Below are 23,578 nucleotides of genomic sequence, written 5' to 3'. Positions count from 1 at the left end.
TGGAGCGGCGCAGGGTCATGGCTTGGCCGCGGAGAACTCTCGGAGTTCTCGGATAGCGGTGAACAGCCGCGAGCGCAGGTGCCCGAAGTCGGGATCGTCCTTCGTCTCGAGCTGGTGGCGGGGCCGGGCGAGGCCGACCTCCATGACGTCGTGGACCGCGGTCGGCGGAGTGGACAGGATCACGACGCGATCCGACATGTAGACCGCCTCGTCGATGTCGTGCGTGACGAGGATCACCGTCACCCCTCGCTCGGCCCAGATGCCCAGCACGAGATCCTCGAGGTCCGAGCGCGTCTGCGCGTCGACCGAGGCCATCGGCTCGTCCATGATGAGCACGTGCGGCTCCAGGGCCAGCGCGCGGGCGATCGCGACGCGCTGCTGCATGCCGCCCGACATCTCCCAGGGGTACTTCTTCTCCTGCCCTCCGAGTCCGACCGAGGCGAGCGCCCCGCTCACCCGGTTCCGGATCTCCTCGGCGCTCAGGCCGCGCGATCCGAGCGGGAGGGCCACGTTCTTCTCGGCGGTGAGCCAGGGAAAGAGGGAGCGGCTGTAGTCCTGGAAGACGATGCCGATCTTGCTGCTGGGCGCGGTGATCGCCTCGCCCTCGACGAGCACGCGGCCGCTCGTGGGCCGCGTCAGGCCGCTGATGCAGTTGAGGAGCGTGGTCTTGCCGGCCCCAGAGGGGCCGACGACCGACACGAACTCCCCGCGGGCGACCGAGAAGTCGATGTCGCCGAGAGTCGGCTTCGGAGCGCTCGGGTACTTGAAGCCGAGGTGCTGGACCTCGATCACGATGTCATTCATTTCTGTGCCTCTCGAGGGATGATCTGCCAGCGCATCACACGTCGTTCGACGAGCACGAACAGTCCGTTGCACACGATGCCGAGCAGGGCCAGCAGGAAGATGCCCGACCAGGTGCCGAGGATGTCGAAGTTGCGCTGCGAGTTCACGATCATGAACCCGATGCCGGTGGTGGTGGCGTAGAGCTCGGCCACGATGATGAGCAGCACGGCGGCGTTCACGCTCACGCGGAGGCCGGACATGATCTGCGGGGAAGCGAGCGGGATCCTCACCTTCAGGAAGAGGGTCGCCGCGGGCAGGGTGAGCGAGCGGGCGCTCGCGATCGCGACGGGGTCGGCGCCGCGCAACCCGGCCGCCGTGCCGACGATCACGGGCCACACCGCGCCGAGAGCGATGAAGAAGATCTTCCCTCCGGCATCGAGCCCGAAGAACGCGATCGCGAGCGGCAGGAGTGCCGGAGCGGGAAGCGACATGCCGAAGCGCACGAGCGGTTCGAGAGCTGCGCCCACCCGCGGCAGGCGCGCGATCAGCGAGCCGATCAGCACTCCCACGAGTACGCCGATGAGCCATCCGGCGGCGAGCCGCGTGATCGTGGGCAGCGCGTTGGTGATGAAGGCGTCGCTCAGGAACAGCTGCGACGGAGGCCCCGAGAGCCAGTCGGCTCGGAAACGGGCGAGGATGTCGAGGAAGGGCGGGAAGAACGGTGTATCGAACACCGTCGCCACCACCTGCCAGAGCAGGATGGCGAGTACGAGGGCGGGGAGCCGGATCGCGAATCTGCCGAGCTTTCCCCTGCCGCGCCCGCGCCGTCCGGCCTGCGCGGCCTGGGCCGCGATCACCTGGGTCTCCGTGGTCATTTCGAGGCCTTCCGGTACTGGGGCGCCCAGTGCATGAGGCGGCGCTCGACGCGGCCGAGCACCGCGTGCAGCGCGAGCCCCAGGAGCCCCGTCGCGAGGACGCCGGCGAACACGTAGTCGACACGGCCCGCCGCGCCGTACTGCCGGATGATGTCGCCGATGCCCTCGCGCGCGCCCAGCAGCTCGAGGGTCACGACGATCACGAGCGCGAGTGAGACGGACTGGCGGGCGCCCGAGATGATGAACGGGAGCGCCGCGGGGAGCTGGATCCTGCGCATGATCTTGAGGCCGCTCCAGGTGAAGCTGCGCCCCGCCCGCACCATCATGCTGTCGGTGTCCCTGACGCCCGCGATCGTGCTGATGAGCACCGGCCAGAGCGAGGCGAGCGCCGCAAGCGCGACCTTCATCTCGAGGCCGATGCCGAGGCTGAGGATCGCGATGGGCATCAGCGCGATCGCGGGAACGGGTCGGAGCGTCTCCACGAGTCCGGAGACCGCCTTTTCAGCGGTGCGACTGGTCCCGAGGATCACCCCCAGCGGGATGCCCACGACCGAGGCGAGCAGGAACGCCAGCACCGAGGCGACCAGCGTGGCGAGGAGAGCGGCGAGGAAGGTCTGGGACACGACGAGGTTCGCGAACGCGGCGAGCATCCCCACCGCGGTCGGCATCGCGTTCGAGGAGACCAGCCCCGTCATCACGGAGAGCTGCATGATCGCGAGCAGGCCGGCGATGCCGGCCGCGCCCCACAGCATCCGTTCGCGGAAGCTCAGTTCCATGCCGGATCCCTTCTCGAGCCGCGAGCGGCACAGCGGGCCGGGCCGATGGCCCGGGCCGGCTGCCGCCGATCGATTCTCATATCCTGAGAAATATCTCGGGCGAGCGGTGTCGCCACCCCTTGCGGAGTCGCTCGCGCCGATGCCTTCATTGCCATAGTCAGCATGCTAGGAACGCGTCTCGTCGTCTCTCAACAAGTTCTCATGTTGCGAGAATCAGACTGTCGTGCGGCGTCATATTCACGCCTCGCGCGAAAACGATCCCGCTCGCCGAGCCCGTACGAGACGCCCTGATTGACGGGGGATCGCACCCCCTCGATACCCGCCGCCCGGAGGATCTCATCGGCCCGCTCGAGAGCACCGTCGGGGAATCTGGCGAACTCCCACCCCTCGGCCCGGTCACCCGCTTTCGCGGTCGCGTCGACCCCGAGTTTGCCCACCTGGAAGTCCCGCACCTGGGGATCGCTCCGATCCGTGCGGGCACCGGGCACGATCAGGAAATCGCGCTCCGGGCGCGCGTGGGTGAGCCTGGCCCAGGCCACCGCCTCCTCGTTCCACGGATCGATCTCGGCGTCGACCACCACGACCTGCTTGATGAGCGGCACGGCCGCCCAGCACGCGAACATGAGTTGCTTCGCACGGCCGGGCGGCAGGTTCTCGACCGAGACCACGGCGCTCGTACGCCCGGCACCGGAGTCGGGGACCGCCACCTCGCGCACCCCCGGCTCGATGCGGCGCAGCTGATCGAGAAGCCCGGCGGCGATGGGAACCGAGGCGAGGATGAGGTGCTCCCGGTGCAGCCCGGGCACGACCACCGGCAGGACCGGATCCTCCCGGGTGCGCATGCCGGTGAACCTCGTGAGCAGCCCGGCCCCGTAGTCGTGATAGCGCCCGTGGAACTCGGAGACGAGCCCCTCCTCGACGAACTCGCCCGGTACCACCTCGCCCTCGAGCACGATCTCCGCGTGCGAGGGCGCCCAGACGCTGCCGTCGCATACCGGACGCACGTCGACGGCCTCGCCGAGCAGGGCGCCGGCCACCTCCATCTCGTCGTCGCCGAAACCGAGGTAGAGGCATGCGGCGAGTGTCAGAGCGGGATGGACGCCGAGCACGACCGCGATCGGGAGCGACCGACCGGCCTCCCTCGCACGAGCAGCCATCCGCCCCAGATGATGATTGGGCGAGACGCCCAGCATGGCCGTGCGCTCCCCCAGTATCTTGAACCGCGCATACGAGAGGTTGCGCTCGCCGGTGACCACGTCGGTCACGCAGATGATGCCGCCGGTGATGTAAGCCCCGGACTCGCGCGAGAAGAACTCGGGGATCGGGAGCGCGCGAAGATCCACGTCGTCCGTCACCACGGCATCGCCGGGCCCGCTCTCGACCTCCCTCGGCGGCACAGGGGCGCGGATCGCCTCGAGCAGGCGCTCGGAGACCAGCTCCGGCTGCCCGGGTACGCCGATCACCGCCGCGATCTCGTCGCGGGTGGTGAGCAGGTTGCCGAGAACGCGGGCGCCTCCGACGTCGGATAGCAGGATCGGCCCCGACATCTCGGCACGGCTCAGCACGGGCCCGACCTCGCTCCTCGCGTCGACGGGCAGGTCGATGCGCCTGAGCCGCCCGGAGCGCTCGACCTCCGCGAGGTACCCGCGCAGATCGTTCGCCGTGGCCGGCATCAGCGGCGCTCCCGGTCCATGCCGAGCAGCGTGTGCGCCAGCACGCCGATCCCGAGTTCGACGTCCTCCATCTCGGTGAACTCCTCCGGTACGTGGCTGCGCCCGCCGACCGAGGGGATGAAGACCATGCCCATCGGTCCGAGGTCGGCGAGGTGTGCGGCGTCGTGCCCGGCGCCCGACGGGATCGACTCCCACGAGACGCCGAGCGCGTCGGCCGCCCCTGCGATCCGATCCTGCACGCTCCGGGCCGCGTGCACGGGCTCCTGGTCGTTGAGCCACTCGATCGCGGTGTCGACGCCCCGCTTCGCAGCGAGTTCGGCGATGTCCCTCGCCAGGCGGCCCTTCGCGCCGTCGAGCCACTCCGCGTCGACGCTGCGCATCTCCGCCCAGATCGCTGCGTCGCCGGGCACCACGTTGAACGACCCGGGACTCGACTCGATCCGCCCCGTCGTCGACACCCCGTGGATCGGGGCGCCGCAGCCCTCGCGCTCGACCAGCAGGATCGCCTCGGCGGCGGCGATCAGCGCGTCCCGGCGCTCCTCCATCGGCATGGTCCCGGCGTGATCCGGGCGGCCCGAGAATCTCGCGAGCAGCCGTTCGATCCCCGCGATGGCCGTCACCACGCCGATCTTCGACCCGCTCCGCTCGAGCTTCGGCCCCTGCTCGATGTGCAGTTCGACGTATCCGTGCAGCGATCCGGGTCGCCACGCGCCGCGCACCGCCCGATCGGGGTCGAGCCCGCGCCGCAGCATCGTCTCGCCGAGGCTGATGCCCGTATCGGCGTCGACCCGGTCGAGGTGCTCGGCGAGCAGCCGGCCGGAGATCGAGCGCGATCCCACGCAGGAGACGCCGAAGTTGTTCGCCTCCTCGCCGTAGAAATCGATGACGATGAGGTCTCGCTCCAGCTGGATGCCCTGCTCGGAGAACAGCCGAGCGGTCTCGAGCGCCCCGAGCACCCCGACGATGCCGTCGTAGCGCCCACCGCCGTGCACGGTATCGGTGTGCGAACCCGTCATGAGCGGCGGCAGAGAACGGTTGCGGCCGGGAAGCACCCCGATCACGTTGCCTGCCGGATCGATCCGGGCCTCGAGGCCGATCCCGCGCATCTTGCCCAGCATGAACTCGCGCTGCTCCCGGTAGGGCTCTGAGAAGGCCCGTCTGGTCCAGCCGGGACGGTCGTCCTCGACCAGTCGCGCGAGCTCGTCGAGGTCCGCCCGGACCCTCCCGGCCCTGGGGATGAGCTGCGGGTCAGACGCCGACATAGCCATTGCTGCCTCCCTCGAGGCGCGGATCGAGGTGCCCGAGGAACTCGACGCCCATGATCTGCTCGCACTCCGCGAGGCCCGTGCGGTCGATGGCCGAGGACGACACCGGGAGGCGGCTCGCCGGCACGACGATGAGCGCGGTGTCGCGGCCGCCCTCGCCGACGTCCTTCACTGCGACGCCCTCGCCGGCCTCGACGTCGACGAGCACGATCGTGTCGGGGTAGGTGGCCACTCGCTCACCCGCCCGGTCGACCGTCATGTACTCGTTGAGATAGGCGATCGAGTGATCCCCCACCCGGAACGTGCCGCGATCCCACCCTCCGAAGGTCTCGAGGCCCCGCTCGATCCGCAGCGGACCCCGATCCAGGAGGGTCCCGCCGAGCCGCCGCGCCACCGTCTCTACGAGGCCGTCTCCGCGATCCGCCTCGATCATGGCGTGCCCGAGATCGATCGCGAGCGAGATCGCGCCGTGCGCCGCGTTGTCACGCACCCAGCCGAGCTCGACCGGGTTGCGCGCGGCGGCGATGAAGCCCCCGGTGCGCACCGAGATGTCGCGCAGCACATCATCGCAGGTGTTGATGCGGCCCTCGTTGATCGAGCGGAAGTGCCCGTGCAGCTCGCGGTTGCCACCGCTCACGACCTGAGTGGAGACGTATCCCTCGCGCTCCTCGAGGCCCAGCGAACCGAGCTTGCCGGTCGGGTGGGCTCGCACGTCTCCTGCGGCGTCGAGCACCTTCACCCCGAGCATCGACGACTGGATCCAGCCGTTGAGCGTCGTCGAGTAGCCGTTCTGCGCGGTCATCACCGCCCCGATCTTCACGCCCGTGTGCTCGATCAGGGTCTGCAGCGCGTGCACGTAGTCGACAGGGCGGATCTCCCAGTCGCGCGACGCCGGGGCGCCGATCGCGGTCACCGTCGCGACCATCGTGTCCTCCGGCAGCTCGTCGATCGAGGCGAGCACCGGCCGGTTGATCCCAGTCGCCATCTCGCCCATCAGCTCTCCGTGGTGCTTCCAGCCGCCTCCGCCGCAGGCCAGCACCCCGCCGCCGCGCACTGCGGCGCGGGCGTCGTCTCTCGTCAGCTCACGCATGATCTTCCTCTCCTGTGCACGACGCGCCGAGCCAGCGGATCGGCGCGTCACCGGTCTCCCCGCCCTGCGACGCCGATCCTCTGGCTTCTTCGTATCCGGCCTGCGCGTGGCGCAGCACCCCCAGGCCGCTGTCGAGGTCGAGCGCAAGGGTCAGGCGCTCGGCCGTCTCCGGCCTGCCGTCGGCGACTATCGACACGCCCGCCGACTGCATCCAGCCGGCGTACCCGCCGCCTCCCGAGTGAATCGCGACGAGGTCGGCACCCGCCGTCGACAGCAGCATCGCGTCCAGCAGCGGCCAGTCGGTCACCCCGTCGGAGCCGTCCCGCATCCCCTCGGTGCCGATCCTCGGATGCGTCATCCCGGCCGAATCCAGGTGATCCCTGCTGAAGAGCACGGGGGCGCTCAGCTCGCCGCTCGCGACCAGTTCGTTGACCGCCCGGGCGAGACGGGATCGCTCGCCGTGGCCGAGCCAGCAGGATCGCGCGGGCAGCCCCTGCTGCGGGATGCGCTCGCGCGCCAGGCCGATCCATCGCGCGATCTCGGGACGCTCGGGGAAGAGACTCGCGGCGAGTTCGTCGATGATGCGCTGATCCTCGATATCGCCCGACAGGCAGACCCACCGGAAGGGGCCGATGCCGCGGGCGAAGAGCGGGCGCAGGTAGGCCTCCATGAAGCCCGGGATCCGGTAGACGCGCTCGGCGCTCTCCTCGCCCAGATGCTCGACGGCCTGCACGCGCAGGTTGTTGCCGTTCTCGAAGGCGACCGACCCCCGCTCCGCCATGCCGAGGATCGCGTTCACCTGCCGGGCGATCGACGCCCGGGCCTCCCGCTCGATCCGCTCGGGCTGCTCCTCTCGGAGGGCGATCCACTCGTCCGCCCCGTAGCCGACGGGCGCATAGCCGTACCGGGGGTCGTGGGCGGCGGTCTGGTCCGTGACGATATCCGGCACGAGGCCCCGGCGCTCGTAGTGCTCGAAGGCCTCGGCCGCGTTGCCGAGCAGCCCGACGTGGATCATCTCTCCGGCTTCGAGTGCGGCGAACAGCGCATTCGCGGCCTCGTCGGGGTCGTCCACGAGCACGTCGATGCCGCCCGCGGCCAGCAGCTTGCGCGCCTTGGCGGGGTCGATCTCCACGGTGATCGAGCTGAGCCCCAGCATGCTCGCGCTGATCGGCTGCGCCGATCCCATGCCGCCCATGCCCGCGGTGAGCATCCAGCGGCGCGCGAGATTCTCCGGGGCCTCGCCGCCGAAGTGGCGATTCGCGATCACTCGCAGCAGCTCGTAGGTGCCGCCGAGCACGCCCTGGCGCCCGATGTACTGCCAGGCGGCCGCCGTGAGACCGCCCCAGATCGTCTGCCCGGCTCGGGCCCGCTCGTAGAAGCGGTCGCTGCCGGCCCAGCGGCCGACCGTGTTGTTCACCGCCGAGAGCACCATGGGCGACGCCTCGCGCGTGCGCATCACGCCGACAGCGGCCCCGGTCTGCAGCACGAGCGTCTCGTCCTCCTCCAGCACGAGCAGCGCCTCCACGATCCGGCACGCCTCGTCCCAGTTGCGGGCGGCCTTGCCGAGCGAGGCGTACACGATGAGAGCCTCGGGCCGCTCCCCCACCTCGAGCACGTTCTCGAACATGCGCAGCAGGGCCTCGGCCCGCCAGTTCCTCGCGCGCAGCGCGGTGCCCCGGCCCGCTCGGATCCGCTCGCCGCCGCGGGCGAGGATCGTGCTCGTCTCAGTCATTGCTGCCCACCCATATCTCGTTTCTCGTATTCGTCGGAAGCCGGGCGACGAGCTCGGTCGCGCCCTGCTTCAGCAGGGTCACCGCCTGGTCGAGCCCGTCCGTGCCGAGGTACTCGCCGCCCACGAGCGAGAGCGAGCACAGGCACTTGCCGTCGAGCAGCACAGGCACCCCGACGCCCGTCATACCCGGGGTGACCTGCCCGTACGAGACGGCGAACCCCTCCCTGCGCACCTGCTCGAGGTACGGCGCGACGATCTCGGGAGTGAGCGTCGCGTTGGTGTAGGGGCGCAGCTCGGTCTCGAGCAGTTCCCGCACCACCCGATCCGGCGCGTGCGCGAGCAGCGGCAGCGCCGTCGCTCCGGCGTAGAGGCTCCGCACCACCCCGGGGGAGAAGGACACCCGGTGCCTCGGGTGGGCGAGTTCCGCGGCGAGGCACATCGCGGTGATGTTCACCCGCACCGCGAGCACCGCCGACATGCCGGACTCGACCCGCAGCCGCTTCAGCACCGTGCTCGCGAGGCTCACGAGGTGCGGCGAGTGCTCCGAGTGCTCGGTCAGCCGCTCGCCCGGAATGAGGTATCCGTCGATCTCCAGCGCGAAGCCCGACTGCTTGAGCACGGTCGCGTAGCGGTAGACGGTGGAGAGCGGGATCCCGAGCTCCTCGCTCACCTCGGAGATCAGCATCCGGCCCCTGTCCTGCACGATCTGCAGGATCTGGAGCCCCCGTTGGAGCGACTGGTACTGGCCGACCGGCCGGCGTGATTCGGCCATGGGCTACCGATCCGAGTGTTCCAGCAGTTCGCCGCGTCCGGGCCGCCCCGACAGCCCCAGCGCTTCGTCGAAGACGAGCTCGCCCCGGGATATCGTGTGCGTGATGCGGCCTCCCGGCCGGTACCCGGCGTACGGTGTCCAACCCGCATTCGAGAGCTGCGCGCCGAGTTCGATCTCGGCGCCCTCGTCGGGCGAGAACACCATGATGTCGGCATCCTTGCCGGGTTCGAGCGATCCCTTGCGATGGTCGATTCCGTAACGGGCGGCGGGGCCTCGGGTGAGCGCGTCCAGGGCGCGTTCGAAGAGCCCCATGCTCGGGTCGCGCCGCAGCGCGCCGCCGAGGATCACGGGCACGATGTTCTGGACGCCGGGCGCACCCGAGCTGTTGTCGAGCATCATCTCCCGCTCCTTCAGCTCGCGCGGCCAGGGGGCGTGGTCCGAGGTGATGACCGGGATCTCGCCGCCGCCGAGCCGGGCCCAGAGCCCCTCGCGGTCACCGGCGGTGCGCAACGGCGGATTGATCTTGAGATGCCCCCTCAGACGGTCGAGGTCGTCCTGCACGAAGGTGAGGTAGTGGGGACAGGTCTCGAGTGTGATGTCGGCGCCCTGACCGCGGTACCAGCTCGCGAGCTCGACGCTCCGAGGCAGCGACAGGTGGCACAGGTGCAGCCGCGAGCCGGTGTTCGCCGCCACCTCCATCGCGGTCAGCACCCCGAGCGTCTCGCTGACCGGCGGGCGCGAGCGGGAGTGGGACTGCGGATCGGCGGCGTCCGCGCTGCGCTCTTCGTCGAGCAGCGCCTTGATGATCTCGTTGTTCTCGACGTGCACGCACAGCGTGCGCCCGACGTCGCGCGTGGCGGCCATGACGTCGAGCAGTTGCCGGTCGGAGGTGCGGGGGAACCGGAAGGCGTCGGTGTCGAAGAGCGAGGCTTTGAACCCCACGACGCCGCCCTCGGCGAGTTCCTCCGCCCGCGTCCAGCCGCCGGCGGGATCGAGGGTGCCGAGCAGCGCGATATCGACGACGGCTTCGGCGTCGGCGAGATCCTGCTTCGCACGCAACCGGTCGAGCGAGTTGATCGGCCCCGAGTGGTCGAAGGGCATCTCGATCACCGTGGTCACCCCTCCGGCCGCGGCTGCGGAGGTCGATGCCGCGATCCCCTCGTTGCGGTGCGACAGCGAGTGCACGTGAGCGTCCACGGCACCGGGCAGCACGTAGGATTCCCCCACGTCGATGATTCTCGCATCACGAGAATCATCGAGACTCTCAGTGACCGGTTCGACCGCGAGGATGCACCCGCCCCCGGAGCTCACCTGCCCGCGCCTCCAGGTCCCGTCGGGGAAGCGCACCCGTCCGCGGACCAGGAGAGAGGATCGTGTCGCCGATGAACGCATACGCACATCTTAGAAACGCCCTCTTCGCCTCGGACAAGTCATTCTCGCGCCACGAGAACGCATCGCACCCCGGCTTCTCGTTTCGTAGGATGACGAGGGACGACTGAAAGGATCCCCGTGCCGCGACTCGTCATCGGAATCACCGGAGCATCCGGATCCTCAGTCGCGGTGCGCGCGCTCGAACTCGCGCGCGAGGAGAGCGTCGAAACCCACCTCGTCATCAGCTCCTGGGGGCTCGTGAATCTCAAGCACGAGACCGGGATGACCGAGGGCGATCTGAAGCCGCTGGCCTCCTACACCCACAGCAACCGCGATCTCGCGTGCGAGATCGCGAGCGGCTCCTACCGCACCGACGCGACCCTCGTCGTTCCCTGCAGCGCACGAACCCTCGGCACCGTGGCGAACGGCACCGGCGACACGCTCATCAGCAGGGCAGCCGACGTCGCGCTCAAGGAGCGCCGTCGGCTGGTGCTCGCGCTGCGGGAATCTCCCCTGTCGCCGATCCACCTGCGCAACGCCCTCGCGGTGGCCGAAGCCGGTGCGTTCGTCGTGCCCATGAGTCCGGCCTTCTACACCCTGCCGCAGAGCCTCGATGAGTTGTTCACCTCGATGGCCGCGAGGCTGCTCGATCACGCCGGCGTTGAGACCTCCGCGCTGCCGCGCTGGGGCGAGGATCTCTCGCTCAAGCGTCCGCCCGGATCAGCCTGATCCGCTAGCGCGGGTTCGTGCCGCAAGCACCCAAGGCCTGCGTCAGAACCCCGCCGAGATACGGATCTCACACGGGAATTCGCGAACCGAGCTGCGAGATCCGTATCTCGAGAGCGCACTTCCCGAGGGAAACGCGGGCTACGGTACGAGCACGGCGCGGCCCTGCACGCGCCCGTGGTGCAGGTCATCGAAGGCCTGCACGGCGTCGTCGAGGGAATAGCGCACGACCTCGACGCCGATCTTGCCGGCCCGGGCGAGGGCGAGCGCCTGCAACAGCTCTCCGCGGGTGCCGCCGTACGCCCGCTCGATGTTCACGCCCCAGGGCAGCGGGGTGCCGCTGCCCGCGACGTACTCGAACTCGCCGTTGCCGAGGCCGACGAAGCGGATCGCACCCCCGCCGCGCACCACGGAGAGGGCGAGGTCGACCGTGGGCTGAACGCCGACGAAGTCGAACACGACGTCGGCACCGACCCCGCGGGTCTCCTCGAGGATGCGCGCCGCCGCGCTGCCGTCGCTCGGCAGCACCAGGTCGGCACCGTGCTTCTCGGCGAAGGCGAGCTTCTCGGGGTCGGTGTCGAGCGCGATGAGGCGCGCACCGGTCGTCGCCGCGAGGATCTGCAGCGCCATGTGGCCGAGGCCGCCGAGGCCGATCGTCACGACCGTCGCGTCGCCGACCATCCGGTCGCGCACGGTGTTGATCGCGTGCAGCGGGGTGAGCGCCGCGTCCGCGAGCGGGGCGGCCGCCACGGGGTCGAGGCCGCCCAGGGGCAGCAGGTGATGCGCGCGCACCGCGATGTAGTCGGCCATGCCGCCGGGGCTGCCGATACCGGGCGACAGCGGCGCGAGCGCGCTCCTGGGATAGACGGTCTCGCATTGGTTGTCGCGGCCCGCGAGGCACTCGCGGCACTGGCCGCAGCAGAGGATGAGCGCGACGATCGCCCCGTCGCCCGCCTGCCAGCCCCGCACGTCATCGCCGATCTTCTCGACCGTGCCTGCCACCTCGTGTCCGAGTGTGCCACCGATGAGCGGGTTGTCATCGCCCATGCCGATGATCGCGATGTCGGAGTGGCAGAGCCCGGCGCCGCCGACTCGCAGCAGCACCTCGTCCGGCTGGATCTCGGGCACGGGCTTGTCGAGGATCTCGACCGTGTCGTTCTTGACGTACGTCACTGCGCGCATTGCTGCCTCCTCATTCCGGCCGCGGCGTGCGCGGCCACGCGGATCGGGGCGTCGGATGGGCGTCCCGCCCCCCAGGCTACTCCCGCGTCAGCGGCGGTGGCAGGGCCTTCGAGGAGAGAGACGGCGCGCTCTCAGCCTCGCAGCACCTCGACGCAGTCGGAGGTGTCGGCGAGGGCGATCTGCGGCGGGTAGAGCCCCATGACCCGCACCGCCGCCGCGTGGTTCTCGGCCGTCGACCCCGCGCACGCGTCGACCGCGACCGTGATCCGCGCCCCGGCGTCGGCCCCGGCGAGCGCCGTCGAGATCACGCAGCAGTCGGTCGAGACACCGGCGAGCACGACGGGTCTACCGCCCACGATGCGTTCGATCGCGGAGCCCCACTTGCCGAAGGTCGGCAGGTCGATCGTCGGGTGCGGTGAGAGCCCGGCGGCCTCGGGCACGAGGTCGAAGAGGGCGTCGTCGGCGGGTCGGTCGGCGAAGGGCCACGCCGCGAAGTAGTCGCCCCAGCTCGTCGTGCGATCGGCGGTGGGGAGCCAGCGGGTGACGAGCACGCGGTCCTCCGCGGCGGCGGCGAGTCGGCGGATGTTCGCGAATGCCGCGTCGAAGAACGGCGATCCCCATTCGGAATCTGACGCCGCGAAGATCGCCTGCGGGTCGATCACCACGAGCCAGGGTGAGGGATCCCTCGCCGCGTCGCCCATGCCGACCTCCGCCGGGGCACCGTCCGCGGCGCCGGCCTCCGCCGTCTCGCTCACGACGCCTCCTGCTGCCGGATCCTGCCCGCGCGGGCGAACCAGGTGACGAGGAACGACAGGACGAGCGCGAAGAAGACGCCGAGGTTCGCGTAGGCCCAGTCGCCCTCGCGACCCCCGACGATGCCGAGGAGGTATCCCTGCCAGTTGTTCCAGGCCGCGTCCTCCGCGAAGCCGTTGACCACGAAGCCCCAGCCCACGATCGAGGCGACGACGAGGGTGCCGATCGAGGTCCAGTCCCAGGCGCCGTAGCGGCCGCGCGGGTCGAACAGGGCGTCCTCGTCGTAGTCCCTGCGCCGCCGGAGGATGTCGGCGATGAGGATGCCCGCCCATGAGGCCAGCGGAACGCCGAGCGTGATGAGGAAGCTCTGGAAGGGGCCGAGGAAGTCCTGCGCCCAGAACACGACCCAGACGGTACCGAAGGTGAGGATCAGTCCGTCGATCGCGGCGGCGCTCGGCCGCGGGATGCGGATACCGAGGCTCAGCAGCGTGAGCCCCGAAGAGTAGATGCCGAGCACCGCACCGGAGACGAGCGCCAGCACCGCGGTGAGCAGGAACGGGACCAGGACCCAGACCGGCAGCAGGGTCTCGAGTGCTCCGATGGGATCGGCGGCGATGCCCTCGGCGAGTGCGGGGTCGGAGCCGCCGAGGAGCAGGCCGAAGACGACGAGCAGCACGGGCGCGACGGAGCCGCCGATCGTGTTCCAGGCGACGATCGCCCCGTCCGAGGCGGTGCGCCTCTGATAGCGAGACCAGTCGGCGGCGATGTTGATCCAGCCCAGCCCGAATCCCGTCATGACCATGACGAGCGCGCCGACGACCTGACCGATCGTGCCGGAGGGCAGCGCGAGCACCGCGCCGAGGTCGATGTGCGGAATCGCGAGCACGATGTAGAGGATCGTCACCGCACCCGTGATCCAGGTGAGCACCGACTGCAGCTTCATGATCGTGTGATAGCCCAGCACGGAAGCCGTCACGATGAGCGCCGCGACGATCACCGTCGCGGCGATCTTGAGGAGCACGCTGTCGCCGTCGCCGCCGAGCCGGGAGATGACGGTCGCCGTCGCGAGCACGGCCATGATCGCGAGGAAGGTCTCCCAGCCGATCGAGGTGAGCCACGAGACGATGCCGGGCACCTTCTGCCCGTGCACGCCGAACGCCGCGCGGGAGAGCACCATCGTGGGCGCCGAGCCGCGCTTCCCCGCGATCGCGATGAGACCGCACAGCAGGAAGGAGACGACGATGCCGATGACCGACACGAGCGTCGCCTGCCAGAACGAGATGCCGAAGCCGAGCACGAAGGAGCCGTAGGACATGCCGAAGACCGAGACGTTCGCGGCGAACCACGGCCAGAAGAGATCGCGCGGGCGGGCCGTGCGATCGGATTCCGGCACGATCTCGATACCGGTGCGCTCGACGAGCGGGGAGGCGGGGCGCTCCGGCCCCGCGTGCGGACGATCTGACATGGCCTGGCTCCCTGGGACGCGGGTGGACGGCGGGTGTGCTCCCATTCTGGCAGGCGCTGTTCCCGCGAGCGGGTCGATCCCTAGACTGGATCCATGACTGACGAGGCAGCCGGCCACCCCGATTCCGCAGCGGCGGAGGGCGCCGGCCGAGCACCGAGCCGTCTTGTCGCCGCGCTGAGGCGCACGCCGTTCACCGCCGCTCTCGTGCTCGCCCTTCTCGTCGTGGGCGCTGCGACGGGCACGCTGATCTCGGCCACCGCCGACCAGCCCTGGTTCGACCGGGTCGGGACCGGCCTCCCCGCGTTCTCCGACGGGCGCTGGTGGACGCTCGCGGTCTCGCCGTTCTTCGTGACGCACCCGCTCGTCTATCTGACGCTGCTGCCGCTCGTGATCGGCGGCGTCGGCTGGGCCGAGTGGCGCTTCGGCTCACTGCGCACGGCCGTCCTCTTCGTCGCGGGGCATCTGGTCGGCGTGCTCGGCTCGGCAGGGATCCTGGCCCTCGTCGCGCACAGCGGCTGGGAGTGGGCGGAGCGCGTCGCCGCAGGTCTCGACGTCGGCCCGTCGTGCGGCGCGCTCACCGCCCTCGTCTTCGCGATCGCCACACTGCCTGCTCCGTGGCGCCTGCGCGCCCGTCTCGCCGTGGGCATCTGGGTCGGCATCTCCGTGCTCTACCTCGGCAGGCTCGACGACCTCGAGCACGCGGTCGCCCTGACCGCCGCGCTCATCGTGAGCGGCTGGCTCCCGGCGTTCCGACGCCCGGCCGGGCGGCCCACGCAGCGGGAGTGGAGGCTGCTCGCCTTCTCCGGGCTCGTCGCGATCGGCGCGATCCAGGTGCTCGATCTCGTCGTGCCCTACGACGGGCCGCTCGGCGCCAATGATCCCTATGCCTCCGCCGCCGACGTCGCGATCGACGTCGTCGTCATCCTGCTCGTCGCGAACGGCATCCGGCAGGGATACCGCGTCGCGTGGGTCGTCGTACTCGTTCTCGGCGCGTTCAACCTGCTGACCGCGGTCGCCGTGCTCGGGCTGCTGCCGACCCTGCTCGAGCAGAGGCTGATCGACTCGGTGCCGCAGGCCTTCGGCTTCGTGCTGGGCCCGGCGCTGTTCTGGCTCGCGCTGATGGTGCTCGTGACCCTGGCGCGCGGCGCGTTCCGGGTGAGGCTGCGCAAGTCGCGGCGATCCCTCGCCGCAGCGTCGATCTCCAGGGAGCAGCTGATCGAGCGGCTCAGGCGCGACGGCGGCGACACCATCTCCTGGATGACGACCTGGGAGGGCAACCAGCGCATCGCGGTCGGCGAGGCGGACCCCGCCGAGGCTGCGGAGGAGACCTCCGGGCCGTCGGCCGTCGGGGGCGAGGGATCGGGCGCGATCGCGTACCAATCGTGGGCGGGCGTCGCGATCATGCTCGGCGACCCCGTCGTGCCCGAGGGCGGCGAAGCAGCCGCGATGGCCGAGTTCGCGCGCGTGACGGAGGAGGCCGGACTCATCCCGTGCGCCTTCTCGGCGAGCGCGAGGACCGCGGCGGCCGTGCCGGAGGGCTGGCGCTCGGTGATCGTCGCGGAGGACACGATCGTCGACCTGCCCGGGCTCGCGTTCACGGGCAAGCCGTGGGGCGCGGTGCGCACGGCGATCAACCGGGCCGGCCGCGAGGGCGTCGGATTCCGCATGGTGCGGCTCGCGGAGGAGCCGTGGAACGTGCTCGCCCAGGTGCGCGCCATCTCGGAGCAGTGGACGGGCGACAAGGGGCTCCCCGAGATGCGCTTCACGCTCGGCACCGTCGAGGAGGCGCTCGACCCGGAGGTGTACGTCGGCCTCGCCGTCGACGGCGAGGGGAATCTGCACGGCGTGACCTCATGGCTCCCGGTCTACGGCACCGCGGTCGCTGGCGAACCGCGGGTGATCGGGTGGACGCTCGACCTGATGCGCCGACGCGACGGCGGCTTCCCACCCGTCATGGAGTTTCTCATCGCATCGTCGGCCATGTGGTTCTCGGAGCGCGGCTACGAGTTCGTGTCGCTGTCGGGGGCCCCGCTCGTGCGGCCGGCGGATGCGGAGGCCGGCCCCGTAGACCAGGTGCTCGAGCAGATCGGCGGCCTCATCGAACCGCTCTACGGATTCAAATCGCTGCACCGCTTCAAGCAGAAGTTCAATCCGCGGCACGAATCGCTCTACCTGCTCTTCCGCGACGAGGGCGACCTGCCGCGCATCGGCATCGCGATCACGCGGGCCTATCTGCCCGATGCATCGCTGCACGAGCTCGTGACCTCGGCAGCGACGACGGCGCGGAGTGATGGAGGTGGCTGAGATGCACGGAACACCCGGAGCGAACGGGGCCCGCGGAACGCCCCCGACGAGCGGCACGGACCACTCGCCCGGAACGAACGCGACGGACGGCGTGCCTGCGATGCGGCGCGGTGGCCACGCCCTCGCCGCGCTCACGGTCGGCGCCGAAGTCGTCGGCGTGCTGCTGCAGCTGCTGCTCGTATGGATCGGCGCCGAGACCATCTGGGGCTCCGACGATCCCGCCACCGACACGGTGCTCCGCTTCAGCTGGTGCATCGTCGCCTTCGCGTACCTCGGCGCGACCGCGCTCGGGCTCAACCTGCTGGTGCGCAGCCACCGCCCCGACCCGCGCGCACTCCGCGCGCTCGTCGGCCATCCACTGGCCCGAGCGCTGTCGACCGTCATCAGCCTCGGCGCGAGCCTGCTCGGTCTGTCGGTGGCGCTCGACCTGCTCATCCAGGTGGGCAGGGGCGCGCACGATCCCTTCGCGGAGTTCAGCGCGGTCTGCGCACTGCTGCTCTCGTGGGCGATGTTCAACTGGGGCTATGCGCGCGTCTACTTCTCGCACTACCACCGGGCGGCCGAACCGCCGCTGCGCTTCCCCGGCACGGATGAGCCTCGGCTGGTCGACTTCGTCTACCTCGCCTTCACCAACGCGACCACCTTCTCGGTCTCCGACGTGCAGGTGCTGACTACGCGAATGCGGTGGACCGTCGTGTGGCACACCTCGATCGCGTTCTTCTTCAACGCGCTGCTGATCGCGCTCGCGCTCAACCTGATCATGAACGGGAGCCTCTTCTCCGAGATCTTCGGCTGAGGGATCGCGTTCGCCGACGGCGGAGCCGCGCACCGGTCGCGAAGGGAGTACAGTGGTTGCAGTGTTCCGGGGTCGGTGTGATTCCGAACCGGCGGTCAGAGCCCGCGAGCCGAGCAGATGCTCGGTTGATCCGGTGGAATTCCGGGGCCGACGGTGATGGGGGCATTCGCGCCCTAGTCCGGATGGGAGGAACGCGAGGCCGCGGCATCCCCGCGGCGATTCGCGCACCCCGGTACGGGAAGCGAACGGGATGCTCGAGCAGGCGATCATCGAGGACGCGATGCGTCGCGCCATCGCCCTCGCGCGCCGCGGACCGGCCCTCGACCCGAACCCGCAGGTCGGCTGCACGATCCTCGACCCGGAGGGCCGCATCGTCTCCGAGGGCTGGCACCGAGGTTCCGGCACCCCCCACGCCGAGGTCGACGCGCTCTCGCGCCTTCCCGAGGCGTGGACCTCGCGCCGGGGCGAGCTCACCGCTGTCGTGACCCTCGAACCGTGCAACCACACGGGCCGCACGGGCCCCTGCGCCGTCGCGCTCGTCGAGTTCGGCATCGGAGCCGTGGCCTTCGGCCTGGCCGATCCTGGGCGGGACTCCTCCGGCGGAGCCGAGACGCTGCGCGGGGCGGGCATCGAGGTGCGGGGCGGCGTGCTCGCGGGCGAGGTGCGCGCACTGAACTCCGAGTGGCTGCGGCGGCAGGAGCAGGAGCAGCGAGGGATCCTGCGACTCACTCCGTCCGCACCGGACGAGGGGGAGCATCCGCAGGACGGCGGAGGGGTCCGTATCCGTCCGCACGTCACCGTGAAATGGGCGCAGACCCTCGACGGGCGGGCTGCGGCCGCCGACGGCTCCAGCCGCTGGATCACCGGCCCCGAGGCGCGGGCGGACGTGCACCGGCGCCGCGCCGAGGCCGACGCGATCCTCGTCGGCACGGGCACCCTGCTCGCCGACGACCCGGCGCTCACCGCTCGAGATGCGGACGGCGGGCTGCTCGTGCCGGCAGCCGAGCAGCCCGTGCCCGTGGTGCTCGGGCATCGCCCGATCCCTCGCGGATCGCGTGTGCTGCAGCACCCGGCGCTCGCCGCCCGTGGCCTGGGCGAACCGGTGCGGCTGCGGGGCGACGACCTCGCGGCCGACCTCGCCGGACTCGCCGAACTGGGCGTGCGCAGGCTCTTCGTCGAGGGCGGCCCCGCCGTGGCGAGCTCGCTCATCGCGGCCGGCCTCGCCGACGAAGTGCTCGTCTACCTCGCGCCCGCGCTGCTCGGCGGGCCGCGACTCGCGCTCGGCGACATCGGCGTCGCCGACATGCGAGGGATCCTGCGGCTGCGCACCGCCGCGGTCGAACGCCTCGGCGACGACCTGCTCGTGCGGGCCGCCGTCGAGCGCCCGAGCCTTTCCACGATTCCCACCGCTACCGAGGAGGAGATCTGATGTTCACCGGACTCATCGAGGAGGTCGGCGAGGTCGTCGCGATAGAACCGGTCGTCGACTCGCTGCGGCTCTCGATCGCGGGCCCGCTGGTCACGAGCGACGCCGAGCACGGCGCGTCCATCTGCGTCTCGGGCGTCTGCCTCACGGTCGTCGACCGCTTCGAGACCGCGGACGGCCGCGGGGCGTTCGCCGCCGACGTCATGCGGCAGTCGCTCCGCATGTCGGCGCTCGGCGACCTCGAGGTCGGCAGCCCCGTCAACCTGGAGCGCGCGGTGCGCGCCGACACCCGCCTGGGCGGTCACATCGTGCAGGGCCACGTCGACGGAACCGCCGAGCTCCTCTCCATCACACCCCACCCGGCATGGCGCACGCTGCGCTTCTCTCTCTCGCGGGAGCTGGCCCCGCTGCTCGTCGACAAGGGATCCGTGACGCTCTCGGGCGTCTCCCTCACCGTGTCGGCCATCGCAGGGGCCGCCGAGCCGGAGCAGTGGTTCGAGGTCTCGCTCATCCCCGAGACGCTCGCCGCCACGACGCTCGGATCCCTCGCCCCGGGCGGCCGCGTGAACGTCGAGACCGACATCATCGCCCGCCACGTCGCCCGCATGCTCGCCTTCGCGAGCACCGACGAGCCCGGCCCCACCGACCCCACCACCGAAGGACACGCAGCATGAGCAGCACCAGCACCCCCGGCATCGCCACCATCGAGGAGGCGGTCGAGGCGATCAGGTCCGGCCGCCCCGTCATCGTCGCCGACAACGAGGACCGCGAGAACGAGGGCGACGTCATCATCTCGGCCGAGCTCGCACGCCCCGAGTGGATCGCGTGGACCGTGCGCTGGTCGTCGGGCCTGCTCTGCGCACCCATGACCGACGAGATCGCCGACCAGCTCGACCTGCCGATGATGGTGTCGCGCAACGAGGACGTGCGCGGCACCGCCTACACCGTGACGGTCGACGCGACCCACGGCGTGACCACCGGCATCAGCGCGAGCGACCGCGCGACGACGCTGCGGGCCCTCGCGAACCCCGCCGCCGAACCCGAGGACGTGCGGCGCCCCGGCCACGTGCTGCCCCTGCGCGCCGTGCCGGGAGGCGTGCGCGCCCGCAACGGCCACACCGAGGCGGCCGTCGAGCTCATGCGCCTCGCAGGCCTCCGTCCCGTCGCGGCGATCGCGGAGATCGTCGCCGAGGACGGCGAGATGATGCGGCTGCCCGGCCTCATCGAGCTCGGCGAGCGCGAGGGCGTGCCCGTCGTGACGATCGAGCAGCTCATCGCCTACCTGAACGAACACGACCCGGAGGGCGCGCCCGCCCCGTCGGAGCCGCAGCAGCGCCGCCACGTCAGCCGACGCGCCGACGCACTGCTGCCCACCGTGCACGGCGAGTTCCGCGCGATCGCCTACCGCGACCGTCGGGCGGGCGTCGACCACGTCGCACTCGTCGCACCGGGCCCCGACGGTTCGATGCCGAGCGGCGAGGCGCTCGTGCGCGTGCACTCCGAGTGCATCACGGGCGAGGCGTTCGGATCCCTCAAGTGCGAGTGCGGCCCTCAGCTCGACTCGGCCCTGGAGCTCGTGCACGAGCGCGGCGGCGTCGTCGTCTACCTGCGCGGGCACGAGGGGCGAGGGATCGGCCTCGCCAACAAGCTGCGCGCCTACCAGCTGCAGGACCAGGGACTCGACACCCTCGACGCCAATCTGCAGCTCGGCCTGCCCGCCGACGCGCGCGACTACACGGCCGCGGCGGAGATCCTCGCAGAGCTCGGCATCGAGCGCGTGCGCCTGCTCACGAACAACCCCGAGAAGGTGCGGCAGCTCGAGGAGCACGGCATCGTCGTGAGCGAGCGCGTGCCCCTCGTCACCGGGGTCAACGAGCGCAACCTCGGCTACCTCGTCACGAAGCGCGACCGCATGGGGCACCAGCTGCCCGACGACGTGCACTGAGCGCGTCCAAACCGCGGGCCACCACCACCGAACACCACAGCACCCCGAAGGAGCACCCGCATGAGCGGAGCAGGAGCACCCGACCTCACCGTCGACGCGACCGGACTGCGCGTCGCCATCATCGCAGGCAGCTGGCACGAGGAGGTCATGGGATCGCTCGTCGCAGGCGCGGAGGAGACCGTCGCCGCGTCGGGCGCCGAGCACGACGTGTTCCGCGTGGCGGGCGCCTTCGAGCTGCCGCTCGCCGCGCAGGCCGCACTGTCGCCCGAGGGCGGATTCGACGCGGCGGTCTGCCTCGGCGTGATCATCCGCGGTGGCACCCCTCACTTCGACTACGTCTGCAACGCCGTCACCGACGGCCTGACGCGCGTGCAGCTCGACGCGGGCAAGCCGGTCGGCTTCGGCGTGCTCACCACCGACACCGAGCAGCAGGCGCTCGACCGCTCGGGCCGCCCCGGCGCCCCCGAGTCGAAGGGACGGGAGGCCGCCGAGGCCGCGCTGCACCTCGCGCTCGCGACGCGGGCGATCCTGGGCTCGGCCGGCTGAGTCGGATCCCTCGCCCCGCTGACGCCCGCGGGCGTCAGCGGGCTCGCAGCGCACTCGCCTAGGCTGGGGCTCGTGGCAGAGCACCCCGAAGCACCCGCGGCAGACCCGGATCCCGCGAACGGCCCCGCAGACGCGAACGGCTCCGCAGCCGAAGACGGTCCCGCCGATGCCGGGGGCCCCGCGCCCCGGGGGCGCGGAAAGGCCGACGACGGCCCACGCGGGCCCAGGGCGACATTCCGCCAGCTGCTCCCCTACCTCTTCGAGCAGCGCGGCAAGCTCGCCTTCATCATCGCGATCAGCCTGATCAGCGCCGTCGTCTCGCTCGCCCAGCCGCTGCTCGTGGGGCAGGTCATCGAACGGGTGCAGCAGTCGGCGCCCCTCGGCCTGCTCGTCGTGGTGCTCATCGTGCTCGTGCTCGTGAGCGCGCTCCTCGACAGCTACCAGCACTACCTGCTGCAGCGCATGGGCGAGGACGTCGTGCTGAGCTCGCGGCGGCGGCTCATCGCCAAGATCCTGCACCTGCCCATCCCCGAGTTCGACCGGCGCCGCACGGGCGATCTCGTCTCGCGCGTCGGCAGCGACACGACCCTGCTCCGCGCGGTGCTCACGCAGGGGCTCGTGGAGGCGATCGGCGGGGCGCTGCTGTTCGTCGGCGCACTCATCGGCATGCTCGTCATCGATCCCTTCCTGTTCCTCGTGACCTTCGGCATCATCGCCGTCTCGCTCGTCGTCGTGGTGCTGCTGTCGATGCGGATCAGACCCGCCGTCGCCCGCGCGCAGGAGAAAGTGGGCGACCTGGCCGCGGCCGTGGACCGCGCGATCGGCTCGATGCGCACCATCCGCGCGGCGGGTGCCGCCGAGCGCGAGCGGGCAGCCATCGAGGCTGAGGCCGAGGCCGCATACGGGTTCGGCGTGCGCGTCGCCCGCATCTCGGCGCTCATCGTGCCGGTGTCGTTCATCGCGATGCAGGTGTCGCTGCTCGCCGTGCTCGGCTTCGGCGGCTACCGGGTCGCCTCCGGTGCCATCGGCATCGCGCAGCTCGTCACATTCATCATCTTCCTGTTCATGATGGTCGCGCCCCTCGGCCAGGCCTTCGGCGCGATCGCGGCGGTGAACCAGGCGCTCGGCGCCCTGGGCCGCATCCAGGAGATCGACGCGCTGCCCACCGAGACCGCGCACGACGCGGAGCGATCGCCCCTCGGGCGCATCGAGCCGCTCGAGGCCTCGAGCCTCGACTACGCCCCGGCGATCCGTCTCTCCGACGTGCACTTCACCTACCGCTCGGCGGCCCCCGAGCGCGCCGACGCCCGGGAGCTCGTGCGCGGCGGGCGCGGCTCGCGACGCGACGCCGAGGCGGCACCCGCCCCCGTCGTCGAGACGCCCGTGCTGCACGGTGTGAGCTTCGAGGTGCCGCGCGGCTCCCGCGTCGCGCTCGTCGGCCCGTCTGGCGCGGGCAAGTCGACCGTGCTGGGGCTCATCGAGCGCTTCTACGACCCCGACGCCGGCGCCGTGTCGCTCTACGGCGCCGACCTGCGCACCCTCGACCGCGCCGAGCTTCGCGCCCAGCTCGGCTACGTCGAGCAGGACGCGCCGGTGCTCGCGGGCAGCCTCCGAGACAACCTGCGCCTCGCCTCGCCCGATGCGAGCGACGCCGCGTGCGAGCGGGTGCTGCGGGCCGTGAATCTCGGCGGTCTGCTCGACAGGGATCCCTCGGCCTCTCCCTCGGATGCCCTCGACCTGCAGGTCGGCGAGAACGGCATCATGCTCTCGGGTGGCGAGAAGCAACGGCTCGCGATCGCGCGGGCACTGCTCACCGCGCCCCCGATCCTGCTGCTCGACGAATCGACCGCGTCGCTCGACGGGGTGAACGAGCGGCTCATGCGCGAGGCGCTCGACTCCGTGTCGACCGGGCGCACCCTGATCGTGATCGCCCACCGGCTCTCGACCGTCGTCGACTCCGACAAGATCGTGGTGCTCGACGGGGGCCGGGTGGTCGGCGAGGGCACGCACGCGGAGCTCGTCGCGACGACGCCGCTCTACCGCGAGCTCGCGCAGCACCAGCTGCTCGTGCCCTCGGACGCGGAGTAGGGATCCCCCG

Annotated in this window: 20 protein-coding genes and 1 riboswitch; of the genes, 8 read left to right on the top strand and 12 right to left on the bottom strand. The window is 71.1% G+C overall.

Annotated features, from left to right (window positions below; genetic code table 11):
- Positions 1-15: 15 nt before the first annotated feature.
- From J4H91_RS04465 to J4H91_RS04425, 9 genes are all read right to left on the bottom strand, one after another.
- Positions 16-804: an ABC transporter ATP-binding protein gene (locus J4H91_RS04465; protein ID WP_208045048.1), complete on the bottom strand. Its 789-nt coding sequence runs from the start codon at positions 802-804 to the stop codon at positions 16-18.
- Positions 801-1,658, bottom strand: a complete 858-nt coding sequence (locus J4H91_RS04460) for an ABC transporter permease (RefSeq protein ID WP_208045047.1) — start codon at positions 1,656-1,658, stop codon at positions 801-803. Before J4H91_RS04460 ends, J4H91_RS04465 begins: the two co-directional genes overlap by 4 nt.
- On the bottom strand, positions 1,655-2,434 hold the full coding sequence (locus tag J4H91_RS04455) for an ABC transporter permease (protein ID WP_208045046.1): 780 nt from the start codon (positions 2,432-2,434) through the stop codon (positions 1,655-1,657). The genes J4H91_RS04460 and J4H91_RS04455 overlap by 4 nt, the downstream gene beginning before the upstream one ends.
- A gap of 188 nt (positions 2,435-2,622) precedes the next feature.
- On the bottom strand, positions 2,623-4,107 hold the full coding sequence (locus J4H91_RS04450; RefSeq protein WP_208045045.1) for a UbiD family decarboxylase: 1,485 nt from the start codon (positions 4,105-4,107) through the stop codon (positions 2,623-2,625).
- A complete protein-coding gene (locus J4H91_RS04445) occupies positions 4,107-5,375 on the bottom strand; it encodes a M20 family metallo-hydrolase (protein ID WP_243752603.1) in 1,269 nt (422 codons plus the stop codon). The genes J4H91_RS04450 and J4H91_RS04445 overlap by 1 nt, the downstream gene beginning before the upstream one ends.
- The gene (locus J4H91_RS04440; protein WP_208045044.1) at positions 5,356-6,462 is read right to left on the bottom strand and encodes an S-methyl thiohydantoin desulfurase domain-containing protein; all 1,107 of its coding nucleotides are present in this window, start codon (positions 6,460-6,462) and stop codon (positions 5,356-5,358) included. The genes J4H91_RS04445 and J4H91_RS04440 overlap by 20 nt, the downstream gene beginning before the upstream one ends.
- Positions 6,455-8,194 (bottom strand): urocanate hydratase, encoded by a 1,740-nt coding sequence (locus J4H91_RS04435; RefSeq protein ID WP_208045043.1) that lies wholly within the window; start codon positions 8,192-8,194, stop codon positions 6,455-6,457. The genes J4H91_RS04440 and J4H91_RS04435 overlap by 8 nt, the downstream gene beginning before the upstream one ends.
- Complete coding sequence (locus tag J4H91_RS04430; protein ID WP_208045042.1) at positions 8,187-8,966, bottom strand: IclR family transcriptional regulator; 780 nt, start codon at positions 8,964-8,966, stop codon at positions 8,187-8,189. Before J4H91_RS04430 ends, J4H91_RS04435 begins: the two co-directional genes overlap by 8 nt.
- A gap of 3 nt (positions 8,967-8,969) precedes the next feature.
- Entirely contained in the window at positions 8,970-10,193 is a 1,224-nt protein-coding gene (locus tag J4H91_RS04425; protein WP_208045041.1) for an amidohydrolase family protein, read from the bottom strand.
- Positions 10,194-10,475: 282 nt separating this feature from the next.
- Between J4H91_RS04425 and J4H91_RS04420 the strand changes: the two genes are divergently transcribed.
- Positions 10,476-11,066 (top strand): UbiX family flavin prenyltransferase, encoded by a 591-nt coding sequence (locus J4H91_RS04420; RefSeq protein ID WP_208045040.1) that lies wholly within the window; start codon positions 10,476-10,478, stop codon positions 11,064-11,066.
- A 138-nt stretch (positions 11,067-11,204) separates the two neighbouring features.
- Here the strand turns inward: J4H91_RS04420 and J4H91_RS04415 are convergent, their stop codons facing one another.
- The 3 genes from J4H91_RS04415 to J4H91_RS04405 form a co-directional block, all read right to left on the bottom strand.
- Positions 11,205-12,245, bottom strand: a complete 1,041-nt coding sequence (locus J4H91_RS04415) for an alcohol dehydrogenase catalytic domain-containing protein (RefSeq protein WP_208045039.1) — start codon at positions 12,243-12,245, stop codon at positions 11,205-11,207.
- Positions 12,246-12,376: 131 nt separating this feature from the next.
- The gene (locus tag J4H91_RS04410; RefSeq protein WP_208045079.1) at positions 12,377-12,946 is read right to left on the bottom strand and encodes a cysteine hydrolase family protein; all 570 of its coding nucleotides are present in this window, start codon (positions 12,944-12,946) and stop codon (positions 12,377-12,379) included.
- Positions 12,947-12,996: 50 nt separating this feature from the next.
- The gene (locus tag J4H91_RS04405; RefSeq protein WP_243752601.1) at positions 12,997-14,463 is read right to left on the bottom strand and encodes a purine-cytosine permease family protein; all 1,467 of its coding nucleotides are present in this window, start codon (positions 14,461-14,463) and stop codon (positions 12,997-12,999) included.
- 93 nt (positions 14,464-14,556) lie between these two features.
- Between J4H91_RS04405 and J4H91_RS04400 the strand changes: the two genes are divergently transcribed.
- From J4H91_RS04400 to J4H91_RS04370, 7 genes are all read left to right on the top strand, one after another.
- Positions 14,557-16,767 carry a bifunctional lysylphosphatidylglycerol flippase/synthetase MprF gene (locus J4H91_RS04400; protein WP_208045037.1) on the top strand — a complete coding sequence of 737 codons (2,211 nt, stop codon included), beginning with the start codon at positions 14,557-14,559 and terminating at the stop codon, positions 16,765-16,767.
- 1 nt (position 16,768) lies between these two features.
- Entirely contained in the window at positions 16,769-17,563 is a 795-nt protein-coding gene (locus J4H91_RS04395; RefSeq protein ID WP_243752600.1) for a DUF1345 domain-containing protein, read from the top strand.
- Between the two features lie 58 nt (positions 17,564-17,621).
- A riboswitch (FMN riboswitch) is annotated at positions 17,622-17,761 on the top strand.
- A 52-nt stretch (positions 17,762-17,813) separates the two neighbouring features.
- Positions 17,814-18,992: a bifunctional diaminohydroxyphosphoribosylaminopyrimidine deaminase/5-amino-6-(5-phosphoribosylamino)uracil reductase RibD gene (locus J4H91_RS04390; RefSeq protein WP_208045036.1), complete on the top strand. Its 1,179-nt coding sequence runs from the start codon at positions 17,814-17,816 to the stop codon at positions 18,990-18,992.
- Positions 18,992-19,663 carry a riboflavin synthase gene (locus J4H91_RS04385; RefSeq protein WP_208045035.1) on the top strand — a complete coding sequence of 224 codons (672 nt, stop codon included), beginning with the start codon at positions 18,992-18,994 and terminating at the stop codon, positions 19,661-19,663. The genes J4H91_RS04390 and J4H91_RS04385 overlap by 1 nt, the downstream gene beginning before the upstream one ends.
- Complete coding sequence (ribA, locus tag J4H91_RS04380) at positions 19,660-20,934, top strand: GTP cyclohydrolase II (RefSeq protein ID WP_208045034.1); 1,275 nt, start codon at positions 19,660-19,662, stop codon at positions 20,932-20,934. Before J4H91_RS04385 ends, ribA begins: the two co-directional genes overlap by 4 nt.
- 60 nt (positions 20,935-20,994) lie before the next feature.
- Positions 20,995-21,480, top strand: coding sequence for a 6,7-dimethyl-8-ribityllumazine synthase (ribH, locus tag J4H91_RS04375; RefSeq protein ID WP_208045033.1), 486 nt, complete (start codon positions 20,995-20,997; stop codon positions 21,478-21,480).
- Positions 21,481-21,552: 72 nt separating this feature from the next.
- Positions 21,553-23,568 (top strand): ABC transporter transmembrane domain-containing protein, encoded by a 2,016-nt coding sequence (locus J4H91_RS04370; RefSeq protein WP_208045032.1) that lies wholly within the window; start codon positions 21,553-21,555, stop codon positions 23,566-23,568.
- The last annotated feature ends 10 nt before the right edge of the window (positions 23,569-23,578 follow it).

The organism is Leucobacter ruminantium (genome assembly GCF_017565705.1).
Taxonomy (GTDB): domain Bacteria; phylum Actinomycetota; class Actinomycetes; order Actinomycetales; family Microbacteriaceae; genus Leucobacter; species Leucobacter ruminantium.
The sequence above is the reverse complement of the archived record's forward strand: the minus strand, read 5'-3'. Positions and strand labels throughout refer to the sequence as shown.